Origin of the sequence: Actinomadura macrotermitis, from assembly GCF_009604375.1 — a bacterium.
Classification (GTDB): domain Bacteria; phylum Actinomycetota; class Actinomycetes; order Streptosporangiales; family Streptosporangiaceae; genus Spirillospora; species Spirillospora macrotermitis.
In genome coordinates, this window is sequence record NZ_WEGH01000005.1 from 406,507 (window position 1) to 417,721 (window position 11,215).

Genomic DNA, 11,215 nt, shown 5'->3' on the forward strand with positions numbered 1-11,215 from the left:
TAAAGATATCAGCCGGCCCCTGGAGGACCCCATGGCACCGCCCCTGCCGGTCACGTTCGTCACGGTCACCCGCGTCGAGCGCCTCACCCCGCACATGCGGCGCGTCGTCTTCGCCGCGGACGACCTGCCCGCGATCCTCGGCACCGAGCCGGACCAGCAGGTGAAGCTGTACTTCCCCAAGCCGGGCCAGGCCCGGCCGCGGCTGCCCGAACCGGGCCCCGACGGCGACCTCATGAGCTGGTACCAGGCCTACAACGACATCCCCGAGGACGAGCGGCCCTGGATGCGCAGCTACACCATCCGCGCGCACGACCCGCAGGCCCGCACCGTCGTCGTGGACTTCGTCCTGCACCCCGACGGCGGCCCGGCGACCCGGTGGGCGTACTCGGCCGAGCCCGGGGACACGCTCGGCATGTTCGGCCCGGCGGAGGCGTTCGCGCGCCCCGTCCCCCTCAGCGCCTCCATCGCCGAGGCCGGCTGGCTGCTGCTGGCCGGGGACGCGACGGCCGTCCCCGCGATCGGCACCCTGCTGGAATGGCTCCCCGAAGGCGCCCGCGCCCTGGCCTACATCGAGATCGGCGACCCGGCCGACGAGCAGCGCCTCGCCACCCGGGGCGACGCCGAGGTGCACTGGATCCCCGCCGGCACGCTGCTGGAGGCCGTGCGGGCGGCGCGGTTCCCGGAGGGGCCGGTGTTCGCCTGGCTCGGCGGCGAGGCGGGCACCGTCCGCGCCCTGCGCCGGCACCTGACCGGTGAGCGCGGCGTCCCCAAGGACGCGATCGACTTCACCGGCTTCTGGCGCCGCCGCCTGTCACAGGACGACGCGCCGACCGAGGAGGACCTGGCCGAGGCGCGCGAGCGGCTGGCCGCTCAGCAGGCCTGATCCCGCGCGGCGATCGCCTCCAGCACACCGGTGTAGACCGGCCGCCGGTCGGGCCGGGCCCGGCCGGCGGCATGCGTGAGCGCGGGGACCGCCGCCGCGCCGAGCAGCACGAGCCCCTGCCCGGCGGCCCTGCGGACGGGCGGCCGGGCATGGGTGAGCAGGCCGACCAGCGCCGGGACGGCGGGCTCCCAGCCCGCATGGCCCAGCGTCATGATCGCGGAGCGGACGACGTCGGGCCGCGGGTCGTCCAGCAGCCGCGCGGTCTGCGCCAGATAGGCGGGCCGGTCCAGCACCCGGCGGCAGATCCGGTGGGCGTGCAGCCGGACCCGGGCCGCGGGGTGGCCGATCGACGCGACGAGCAACTCCTCGAACTCGGGGTCGGCGGCGGCACCGGCGTCCTCGTGGCGTTCGGCCAGCAGGGTCAGCGCCCGGCGGATCTCCTCGGGGTCGCCGTCGCGGGCCTGCCGGAACAGCTCCGCGCGGGTCGGCGCGGTGTCCGCAGCCGGTGCGCGCTCACGCAACGCCGCGAGGGACGCGGCGTCCTGGGCGGCGGCGCCGGGCGGGCGCAGCGGGCCGTCCAGCAGCACGATCGCGTCCGCGAGGTCGTCGCGTCCTTCCTCACGCAGCCGCCGCACCGCGCGGGTCAGGACGTCGGTGCGCAGCAGCGGCACGCCCGCGATGAGGTCGAGCATGCCCCAGTCGCCGGCGTCCAGCCGCTCGGACAGAGCGTCCGCCACGGTGTCGGGGGCGGCCCGGCGCAGCGCCTGCCATGCCGCCGCGCGGGTCGCGGGGGCGCCCTGCTCCCACAGTGTCAGCAGTGACGGGACGAATTTCGCCAGGTCGGCGGGCTCCAAGCGGGCGGCCAAGGCGGCGGCCCGCTCGCCGTCCGTATCCTTCAGATCGTCTGGCTCTAGGGCGCGGGCGAGGTCGGCGGTAGCGAGCAACGTGACCTTGCCGTGCAGGAATGCGCGTAGCACCTCGCGTCGGATCTGCGGTTCGGGCCAGTTCAGCAGAGCGCGCGCGGCGGTTTCGCGACGGGCTTGTTCGGGGGCGTCCAACAGGGCGAGCAGCCGCGCCCGCTGTGCCGCCGAGCGGGGCTGGTCCAGGTCGCCGTCCTGCGGCGTCCGCTCCGGCTCACGCGGTCGGCCCGCATGTTCGGCGACGGTCCAGGGCGGCGCGTCGAGCGGCTGGAGCGCGAGCATCTGGTCCAACAGCGCCTCACGGGCCTCGGCCTCGCCGTACTGCCGTATCAGCTCGTGGATCTGCTGGCGCGATCCCTCTGCCGGGACGTCGGGGCCGACCCCGAACGCCTCACGCAACACCGCCTCCTCGGCGCGCCAAGGATTCGGGCCGAGCCGCGCCGCCGTCAGTGCACGGTCCAGGTCATCACGGGTCGGGACCGCGCCGCAGCGGCGCAGCAGCGGCAGCATCCCCTTGCCACCCGCCTGGCCCGGCGGCAGCGCGCGGACCTGCGCGGCGACCTCGGAGGCTTCGGCGGCGCCCAGCTTCGGGACGGCGGCCTCCAGCAGGGCCAGCAGGCCCGGCCGGTGCTCGTCGCCGATCTCGGCCAGCCCGCTGGCCAGCATCTGCGCCGATCTGGCCACGACCTCCACTTCGCTGTCCGACCACGGCGGCGGGCAGAGCCGCAGGACGAACCGCAGCACCGGACCGCGCGGGGCGGATTCGGCCAGCTCCAGCCAGCGGTCCAGCATGGGCCGGAGCGGCTTGGAGTCGCGCGGCATGGTGCCGTCGCGTTCGTGCTCGTCCACCAGGCTCAGCGCGACCTCGCGATCCCACCCGTGAGGCATCGCGGCCTCCGGATTGGCGGTGCGCTTCTCCTCCTTGAGAACGTCCAGAAGCAGTGCGCGGGTGCGGTCGTCGGGCGCGCACTCGGCCGCCGCCGTGACGGTGACGGCGAACGCCTCGCCCAGGATCGCCCGCAGCGCCGCCACGATCGCTTCGCGCAGGCCCGGATTGTCATGGCGGCCGAGCCAGGACAACAACGTCGGCACCGCCACCGGGGCGCTGGCATCGGCCAGCGCCGCCGCTGCGGTCTTCTTGACGTTCATGTTGGAGTGGTTCAAGCACCCGGCGATGGCGCCGGCGGCCCAGTCTGCGCGCGCGCTCGCCAAGGCCAGCAGGGCCTGCCGGACGGTCTGCGCGTCGGCGGCGGCCGTCAACGGGATCAGGCTCGCCGACAGCGCCCGCGCGTCGCCCGCCAGCAGCGCGATCACCTGCTTGCGGACGTGCCGGTCCCGGTGCCGCAGCAGCGGATGCACGCGCGCCCGGATCCGGCGGTACGGGGTCTCCTTCAGCAGACCGAGCAGGATCATCTGCTCGACCGGCACCAGATCCGGACGATCCAGCAGGTCCAAGGCCATGCTCGCCAGGAGCGCGTTCCCCGCTTCTGCGGCGTTCGCGGCGTCCAGCAGGCAGTGCGGACGGATCCGGCCTCGACGGTGCAGGTTGGCACCCAGCTCACGGACGGCGGCCATGGCCTCCTGCGGCACCACCGGTTCCTCGCCCTGTATCCACCCTGTCGCCAGGTCGGACACCACCCGCAGCAGCAAGTCAGTGAGGGCCGGGACGATGTCCGGGCCGCCGTTGCGGGCCAGCCTGCACAGCGCGTCCAGCGGCTCGTCCGGATCCAGGGCGGCGCGCAGCAGCGCGAGTTCCGCTTCGTCGGGTCCGCCCAGGTCCATGGCGATCCGGGGCGGCAGGTCGCGCGGGTCGAGTCGGCCGAGGAGCGAGCGCCGCTCCGCGGCCTCGCTGAGATGCCAGAGCAGCTCCAAAGCCCTGTGCCGGACGGACCGCAGGTGCGGGGCGATCTGCCCGCCGTCGATGCCCAGGCCGGCGCGCAGCGCGGCGACCGTCCGCTCGCCGCCGACAGCTTCCAGCGCGGCCAGCGCCGCCTCGGGTGCACGGGGCAACGCGTCGAGGACGGCCTGCTCGGCACCCAGATGGCGCAGCTCGCGGATCGCCCGCAGAGCCGGCTCCGCCGCGATGTCCAGCAGGCCGGCGACGATGCCGCCCACGCCGAGCTCGCCGCCGCCTTGGGCGTCCAGCGCGACCAGCAGCTCCAGGACCCTCGCGTCTGCGCCGCGCCCGGCCAGCACCCGAACGGTCTCCCGGCGGCAGGTGAACAGGACGGTGGCGACGTCGCCGGCCGGGACGGAATGGTCGGCAAGAGCCAGATCCACGATCGCGGCGACCGCAGCATCACCCGGAAAGTGGCCACGGCGGTGCATTCCAACCAGGCAGCGCAGCGCGGGCCCGGCGAGAAGCAGCGGATCTTCGGTGGCGAGGGCAACCAGGTCGGCCACATCCTCGCGGTCCGCCAGGCCGCCGAGCAGCTCCAGCGCCCTGGCGCGCAGTGCGGGCGGCCGGTCTGAGTCCGCAGCGATGTCCCACAGCAGGTCCCGGTGCCCGTGACGTGCGGCGACCTCGGCAGCCGCGTCGGCCGGGCCCGTCGCGACGAACCGTTCCAGCCGCTCACGCGGCAACGGATCCAGCGCGGCCCAGGGCTCGGCCAGCTCGCGCAAGGCGTCTTCGTTCCCTTCGGCGAGTCCGGCGATCAGCGCGCGGGCCCGCGCCGGGACGATCAGCGCGGCGCGCATGGCCTCGCGCGTGATCCGTAGGGCCTCCGCCCGCAGAACGACGTCATCACGGGCCGCCAACTCCCCGGCCAGCGCCTCGGGATCGTCCAGCTCGGCCGCCCCGATCCCCTGGACGGCCTGGTAGAGCAGCTCCCGCGCGGGCTCGTCCCGCACGGTCCGCGGCCGGGCCGCGATCTCGGCCCGCAACCAGGCGATCCGCACGGAGACGGGCATGTCCGCCGCCCGCCACCGCGGCCACGCGCCGACATGGGCGTGCAGCCGCAGATACAGGCGCGCCTGCGCGAGTGCCGCCTCCGGAGACTCCTCCAGGGTGCTCGGCAGGGATTTCGCGCATTCGACCTGCTCATCGACGCCACGCTCGGCGAGCGTGACCAGCCCCAGCCGCCGCATCCGAGGGTCCGCGCTGGTGAGCAGCGCCTTCAGGACGTCCGTGGACCATGTCGCGGAATGACGGTTCACGGCGGCCGTGAGCGAATCGTCCATCCGGTGATCCTAGGTCGGTGCCGGCCAGTTCCTGAGGGTGACGTCCAGGGCGTCCAGGACCCTGGACCAGGAGGCCTCCACGTCGCCGGTGTGGGAGAAGCCGCCCACGCCCTCCAGCGACACGTAGCCGTGGAAGGTGCTGGACAGCAGGCGCACCGCGGCCGTCTGCTCGGACTCGGGCACGCCGTAGCCGCGCAGGATCGCGCGGGTCAGCTCGCTGTGCCGGCGGCCCGCGGCGATCACCTCGTCCGTCGCCGTCTCCGGGTCCAGCCGCATCCGGGTGGCGGCGTAGCGGCCCGGATGCGCCTTGGCGAAGTCGCGGTAGGCGGTGGCGAAGGCCACCAGCGCGTCCTTGCCCGCACGGCCGGCGAGCGCGGCGGTGACCTGGTCGGCGAGCTCGTTCAGCGCCAGGGCGGCCACCCTGGTCCGCAGGTCCTCCACGTTCTTGACGTGGGAGTACAGGCTCGCGGCCGAGACCCCGAACCGGCGCGCGAGCGCCGAGGCGGTCACGTTCTCCAGGCCGGCCTCGTCGGCCAGCTCGGCCGCCGCCTGGGTCAGGCGCTCGACGGTCACCCCGGCACGCGGCATGCACGCTCCTCCGTTTCCTAAAGCCTTTAAGGATTTGGATAATACCCGTAGGTCGGCTAGCTTCGCTCCCATGAACCCCATCACCGAGAGCGACATCCGCACGTCCTTCGTCAACTGTTCCAAAGGCGAGGCCAAGCGCATGCACCTGCCCAAGGACTTCCCCGAGCTCCCCTGGGCCGACCTGGACTTCCTCGGCTGGCGAGATCCAGGGGCCCCCGAGCGCGCCTACCTGGTCGCCGAGCACGGCGGCCGCACGATCGGCGTCGCGCTGCGCGCGACGTCGGGCGGCACGCGCGGCTTCACCTCGCGCAGCATGTGCTCGCTCTGCCTGACCATGCGCACCGGCAGCGAGGTCGCGCTGATGACCGCCCGCCGGACCGGCGAGGCCGGACGCCAGGGCAACACGGTCGGCCAGTACCTGTGCGCCGACCTGGCGTGCTCCCTGTACGTCCGGGGCCGGAAGAAGTCGGCCGCCGCCGGGGACCTCGACGAGACCCTCACCCTGGACGACAAGATCGCCCGCACGCTGGCCAACCTGGAGTCCTTCCTGGACAAGGTCACCGCCTGACCTAGGCGGCGGTGACCACCACCTTGCCGATCTGGGCGTTGGACTCCAGGTACCGGTGCGCCTGGACGATCTCGTCCAGCGCGAAGGTGCGGTCCACCACCGGGTGGAAGGCGCCCGAGCGCAGCCCGGAGGCGACGAAGGCCTCGGCCCGGCGCAGCCGCTCGGGCCGGGTGGTCGTCTCCAGCATGGTGTAGGTGCGCATGGCGAGCGCGGGCATGCCGAGGTCGAAGCCCGGATAGGGGGTCGGCTCGCCGCTCAGCCCGCCGTACACCAGGTGCAGGCCGTCGTCGGCGGCCACCTTGCCCAGCTCCAGCACGCCGGGTCCGGCGACGGCGTCGAAGACGAACTCGGCGCCCCGGCCGCCGGTCGCCGCCAGCACCCGCTCCACCACGTCCTCGGTCTCGGTGACCACGACCTCGGCGGCGCCGGCCTTCAGCAGCGCCTCCTTCTTGGCGGCGGTGCGGGTGAGGGCGATCGGCGTGGCGCCGACGCGGCCGGCGACGCGGATGGCGGCCAGCCCCACGCTGCTGGACGCCGCGTTCAGCACGACCGTGTCCCCGGCCCGCATCCCGCCCACCTCCACCAGCGCGCCGTAGGCCGTCACGTACGGCATCCACACCGCCGCGCCCTCGACCGCGCCGACCCCTTCGGGGCGGTGCAGCACCGCCGCAGCGGGCACGATCGCCCGCTCGGCGTAGACGCCGTAGTCGTTCTGCGAGAACGTCTGCACGGTGCTGACCGGCTGCCCGACCCGCAACCCGGTGACGCCCGCGCCGACCGCCTCGACCACGCCGGCGGCCTCGGAGCCCAGCCGGGCGGGGAACCGCTTCACCGGCTCGATGTAGTGGCCGCTGCGGAACAGCACCTCGGCCCGGTTCAGGCCGAACGCCTCCACCCGGATCCGCACCTCGCCCGGCCCGGGCTCGCCGACCTCGACGTCCTCCAACCGCAGCACCTCGGGGCCACCGAGCTCGTGGAACAGCACCGTCCGGGTCATCGCCTCGTCCTTTCGCGGGAAGTCATGATCGACTTAAGCCCGAAAGTACGATGGCTGTCAAATTTCGATCTCTGTCGTACTATGGGGTCATGGACGCAGAACGCATCCCCCCGCATCCCGACCTGGGCGAGATCACGCTGCAGCCGGTCCTGGAGGCCCTCGTGGACCCGGTGCGGCGGCGCATCGTCACCCGGCTGTACGACGGCGCCGCCGACGTCAAGTGCGGCGCGTTCGACCTGCCCGTGAGCAAGTCCACCGCCACGCACCACTTCCGCATCCTGCGCGAGGCCGGGCTCATCCGGCAGTACTACGTCGGCACCTCGCGGATGAACACGCTGCGGCGCGACGAGATCGACCAGGTCTTCCCCGGCCTGCTCGACGCCATCGTCAGCGCCGATCGCGCAGCCGTGCATTGAGCCGCGCGGCCTGCCGCGTGAGGTGATCGCGCTCGGGGAGGCTCGGCGCCGACCGGGCGGCCTCGGCGTAGAGCCGCGCCGCGGCCCCCTCGTCGCCGGCACGCTCGTGCAGGTACGCCGCGGCGGCGGTGCGGCGGGGCAGGGCGGGGTCGAGTTCCGCCAGCGCGGCCAGGCCGGCCCGCGGGCCGTCGGCCTCACCGACCGCGACGGCCCGGTTGAGGCGGGCCACCGGGCTGCCGGTGAGGCGCACCAGCTCGTCGTACCACTCGACGATCTGCACCCAGTCGGTCTCCTCGGCCGTGCGGGCGTCGGCGTGCAGCGCGGCGACGGCGGCCTGGGCCTGGAACTCGCCCAGCCGGTCGCGGGCGAGGGCCGCCTGGAGGATCTCGACGCCCTCGGCGATCATGCGGGTGTCCCATAGGCCGCGGTCCTGCTCGGCGAGAGGTACGAGCCTGCCGTCCGGGCCGGTGCGCGCGGGGCGCCGGGCGTGATGCAGCAGCATGAGCGCGAGCAGGCCCGCGACCTCCTCATGGTCGGTCATCGCCGCCAGTTGGCGGGTGAGCCGGATCGCCTCGGCGGCCAGGTCGACGTCGCCGGAGTAGCCCTCGTTGAAGACCAGGTAGAGCACGCGCAGCACGGTGGCGGCGTCCCCGGGCTGATCGAACCGGACGTCGGAGACGGTCCGCTTGGCCCTGCTGATGCGCTGGGCCATCGTCGCCTCCGGCACCAGGTAGGCCTGCGCGATCTGCCGCGTGGTCAGGCCGCCGACCGCGCGCAGCGTGAGCGCGACCGCCGAGGCCGGCGACAGGGACGGGTGCGCGCACAGGAAGTACAGCCGGAGCGTGTCGTCCACCGCCTCGCCCGGGCCGGGCACCGGCTCGGCCTCGACGCGGATCTCGCGGTGCTGCCGGGAGGTGTCGGCGCGGGCGGCGTCGAGGAACTTGCGCCAGGCCACGGTGACCAGCCAGCCCTTGGGGTCGCGCGGCGGCTCGTCCGGCCACAGGCGCACGGCCTCGACCAGGGCGTCCTGCACGGCGTCCTCGGCCGCCGCGAAGCCGGCCCCGCGGCGGACCAGGACACCGATCACCGCGGGCACCAGCTCGCGCAGCAGCGCCTCGTTCACTCGGTGACCACGCACTGCTCGCCGTAGAACGGGCGCAGCTCGAGCCACTCGTGGATCGGCCTGCCGCCCGCGCCCGGCGCGGCGGACAACTCGGCGGCCAGCTCCAGCGCCCGCTCGTAGGAGTCGACGTCGATCACCATCCAGCCGGCGATCAGGTCCTTGGTCTCGGCGAACGGGCCGTCGGTGACCGGCGGCCGCCCCTCGCCGTCGTAGCGGACGAACGTGCCCTCCGGGGAGAGCGCCTGCTCGCCGACGAACTCGCCGGTCTCCTTGAGCCGGTCGGCGAAGTCGCGCATGTACTGCAGGTGGGCCGTGACCTCCTCCGGCTCCCACTGGTCCATCGGCACGTCGTTGACCGGCGCCGGCGCGCCCCGGTAGTGCTTCAGCAACAGGTACTTGGCCATCGTTTTCTCCTTGCCGTGGTGGATGCCATTGTGGCGGGGGCGACTCAGGCGCGCTGGCGCTCTTCCCGCTGCCGGACCAGCTCCTCGACCGCGCTCGGCAGCGTCGTCTCGAAGTCGATCAGCTTCGCCCAGGTCGGGCTCACCACGATCCGGACCATGCCCTCGTGGTAGAGCGAACGCACCTCCGCCTCCCAGACGACCCGCTGCTCGGGCGTCATCTCGTAGGTACTGGTCGACTGGAGGAACTCGTCCGGGATGCCGTCGACGTGGTCCAGCTCGGCCCGGCCTCGGATGAGCAGGATCCTGGGCGGGTGCGACTCGGTGTCGATGGTCAGGGCGACCATCGGGTTCTCAGACAGGGCCCGCAGCTTCGGCGCGTTCTTCGGCGTGCTCATGACGATCTCCGAGCCGTTCCAGGCGAAGATGATCGGGATGTTGCGCGGGGTGCCGTCCTTGGCGACGTAGGCCAGGCGGGCCACGTCGCGGGCCAGCAGCTCCTGGCTGACCGGCCGGCCCAGCACCTCGGTGATCTCGTTCGCGTCCATGGTGGTCCTCCTTCGCCGCGCGGCCCGTCGTGGCCGCTGATGTGCCTGGGACGGAGCCGCCGTCGCGTTCTCGACATCGAGGGCACGCCGAATTCAGAAATTTTCTGCGGCAAGCTGGTGACCATGGACGACGACCTTGACCAGGCGCTCGGCGCGGTCGGCCCCCGGCTGCGCGCCCTGCGCCGGCAGCGGGAGGTCACGCTGGCCGCCCTGGCGGAGACGACCGGCATCTCGGTGAGCACCCTGTCCCGGCTGGAGTCCGGCGCCCGCCGGCCGACCCTGGAACTGCTGCTCCCCCTGGCCCGGGTCCACGGCGTCACCCTCGACGAGCTCGTCGGCGCCCCGCCCACCGGCGACCCGCGCGTGCACCTGCGCCCGGTCACCGCCCACGGCATGACCATGCTGCCCCTGACCCGCCGGGCCGGCGGCATCCAGGCCTACAAGCTCGTGATCCCGGCCGGCCGGCGCAAGGAACCCGAACCGCAGACCCACGAGGGCTACGAATGGCTCTACGTGCTCAGCGGGCGGCTGCGGATCGTCCTCGGCGAGAATGATCTGGTGCTCTCGCCCGGCGAGGCGGCCGAGTTCGACACTCGCGTGCCGCACTGGTTCGGCAGCGCCGACGCCGAAGCGGTCGAGTTCCTCAGCCTGTTCGGCAGGCAGGGCGAGCGTGCGCACCTGCGCGCCCGCCCGAAGGCCAAGCGAGCCGGCCAGGAGTGATCTCCGGCGCGGCCGGATGTCGGTGGCACGGTGCAGGATCGGGCCGTCACCCCTGCCACGCGTACAGGAGATCGCGATGCCGCTCACGAACCAGCAGGTCGCCGGGCATGTGTTCCTCGAGGACATGTTCGGCGACGACTACTACCCCGATCACGTCGTCGCCAAGGGGGCGTCGATCCTGGTGCGGCTGTGCGAGCGGATCGAGGCCGAGCGCCCGGCGGACCTGGCGGCGCTGTACGCGCTCACGCAGGCCGCGACGGAGGAGTTCAACGAGCTGGACGAGGAGTTCTGCGCGGCAGGCAGCGAGATCGAGACCGTCGCGCGGGACACGATCGCCGTGGATTTCGGGTTCGTGGCGTCGGCCTACGGGTTCCCGGACGCGGACCTGGAGGAACTGGTCGCCACCCGGGAGTGGTGAGGCGCGGTCTCAGCGGTCCCCGTCCTTGGTGCGCCGGTAGATGACGATCATGACGACCAGGGCCGCCACCCCCAGCGCGAGCACGACGGCGCCCTTGAGCAGGTAGTCGGCCAGCAGCTCGTGCAGGATCTCGTCCCCGCCATCAGCGGCCATCACGGGTCTTCCCCTCCCGTCCGGCGGCCTGGTCGAGGTGGTCGAGCGCCTGCCGGGCGGCGGCCTTCTTCCATTCGCCGCCCCGCGCACCGGGCCGGCCGGCCCAGTACCGGACGACCGGTTCGGCGTACCGGCGGGCGTCCTGCAGCCGGCCGCGCCGCTTGAGGGTGAGCAGCAGGACGAAGGCGGCGACGGCGAGCAGGGCGATCCCGCCGGCGACCATCACGAAGCGCAGCATGAGCAGGCCCATCACGTCCGAGGCGTCCATGTGTCCTCCCGTTTATTTAGCACGTCCATGCT

Annotated in this window: 13 protein-coding genes; 5 read left to right on the top strand and 8 right to left on the bottom strand. The window is 73.5% G+C overall.

All coding sequences use genetic code 11. The features are described 5' to 3' along the window. Positions 1-31 precede the first annotated feature (31 nt). Complete coding sequence (locus tag ACRB68_RS34630; RefSeq protein WP_153540077.1) at positions 32-883, top strand: siderophore-interacting protein; 852 nt, start codon at positions 32-34, stop codon at positions 881-883. Here ACRB68_RS34630 and ACRB68_RS42265 read toward each other — a convergent pair. Continuing rightward, positions 871-4,983: a HEAT repeat domain-containing protein gene (locus tag ACRB68_RS42265; protein ID WP_153540079.1), complete on the bottom strand. Its 4,113-nt coding sequence runs from the start codon at positions 4,981-4,983 to the stop codon at positions 871-873. The genes ACRB68_RS34630 and ACRB68_RS42265 overlap by 13 nt on opposite strands. A gap of 9 nt (positions 4,984-4,992) precedes the next feature. Then, on the bottom strand, positions 4,993-5,571 hold the full coding sequence (locus ACRB68_RS34640) for a TetR/AcrR family transcriptional regulator (protein ID WP_153540081.1): 579 nt from the start codon (positions 5,569-5,571) through the stop codon (positions 4,993-4,995). A 70-nt stretch (positions 5,572-5,641) separates the two neighbouring features. Between ACRB68_RS34640 and ACRB68_RS34645 the strand changes: the two genes are divergently transcribed. Next, a complete protein-coding gene (locus ACRB68_RS34645; protein ID WP_153540083.1) occupies positions 5,642-6,139 on the top strand; it encodes an FBP domain-containing protein in 498 nt (165 codons plus the stop codon). A gap of 1 nt (position 6,140) precedes the next feature. On the opposite strand, the gene ACRB68_RS34650 is transcribed toward ACRB68_RS34645, so the two are convergent. After that, complete coding sequence (locus tag ACRB68_RS34650) at positions 6,141-7,136, bottom strand: zinc-dependent alcohol dehydrogenase family protein (protein ID WP_153540085.1); 996 nt, start codon at positions 7,134-7,136, stop codon at positions 6,141-6,143. A gap of 89 nt (positions 7,137-7,225) precedes the next feature. Between ACRB68_RS34650 and ACRB68_RS34655 the strand changes: the two genes are divergently transcribed. Continuing rightward, complete coding sequence (locus ACRB68_RS34655; protein ID WP_153540087.1) at positions 7,226-7,552, top strand: ArsR/SmtB family transcription factor; 327 nt, start codon at positions 7,226-7,228, stop codon at positions 7,550-7,552. Here ACRB68_RS34655 and ACRB68_RS34660 read toward each other — a convergent pair. Genes ACRB68_RS34660 through ACRB68_RS34670 form a run of 3 tightly spaced genes read right to left on the bottom strand, consistent with a single transcriptional unit; the run spans position 7,524 to position 9,624 of the window. Then, entirely contained in the window at positions 7,524-8,675 is a 1,152-nt protein-coding gene (locus ACRB68_RS34660) for an RNA polymerase sigma factor (protein WP_328595167.1), read from the bottom strand. The two genes, ACRB68_RS34655 and ACRB68_RS34660, sit on opposite strands and share 29 nt — an antisense overlap. Further along, a complete protein-coding gene (locus ACRB68_RS34665) occupies positions 8,672-9,079 on the bottom strand; it encodes a YciI family protein (RefSeq protein WP_153540089.1) in 408 nt (135 codons plus the stop codon). The genes ACRB68_RS34660 and ACRB68_RS34665 overlap by 4 nt, the downstream gene beginning before the upstream one ends. Positions 9,080-9,123: 44 nt before the next feature. Further along, a complete protein-coding gene (locus tag ACRB68_RS34670) occupies positions 9,124-9,624 on the bottom strand; it encodes a pyridoxamine 5'-phosphate oxidase family protein (protein ID WP_153540091.1) in 501 nt (166 codons plus the stop codon). 123 nt (positions 9,625-9,747) lie between these two features. Between ACRB68_RS34670 and ACRB68_RS34675 the strand changes: the two genes are divergently transcribed. Together ACRB68_RS34675 and ACRB68_RS34680 are read left to right on the top strand one after the other, a co-directional pair. Continuing rightward, positions 9,748-10,344: a helix-turn-helix domain-containing protein gene (locus tag ACRB68_RS34675; RefSeq protein WP_153540093.1), complete on the top strand. Its 597-nt coding sequence runs from the start codon at positions 9,748-9,750 to the stop codon at positions 10,342-10,344. 76 nt (positions 10,345-10,420) lie between these two features. Further along, a complete protein-coding gene (locus ACRB68_RS34680; RefSeq protein WP_153540095.1) occupies positions 10,421-10,762 on the top strand; it encodes a DUF5713 family protein in 342 nt (113 codons plus the stop codon). A gap of 9 nt (positions 10,763-10,771) precedes the next feature. On the opposite strand, the gene ACRB68_RS34685 is transcribed toward ACRB68_RS34680, so the two are convergent. Beyond that, entirely contained in the window at positions 10,772-10,918 is a 147-nt protein-coding gene (locus ACRB68_RS34685) for a hypothetical protein (RefSeq protein ID WP_153540097.1), read from the bottom strand. Then, positions 10,905-11,183 carry a hypothetical protein gene (locus tag ACRB68_RS34690; protein WP_153540099.1) on the bottom strand — a complete coding sequence of 93 codons (279 nt, stop codon included), beginning with the start codon at positions 11,181-11,183 and terminating at the stop codon, positions 10,905-10,907. Before ACRB68_RS34690 ends, ACRB68_RS34685 begins: the two co-directional genes overlap by 14 nt. Between the last annotated feature and the right edge of the window lie 32 nt (positions 11,184-11,215).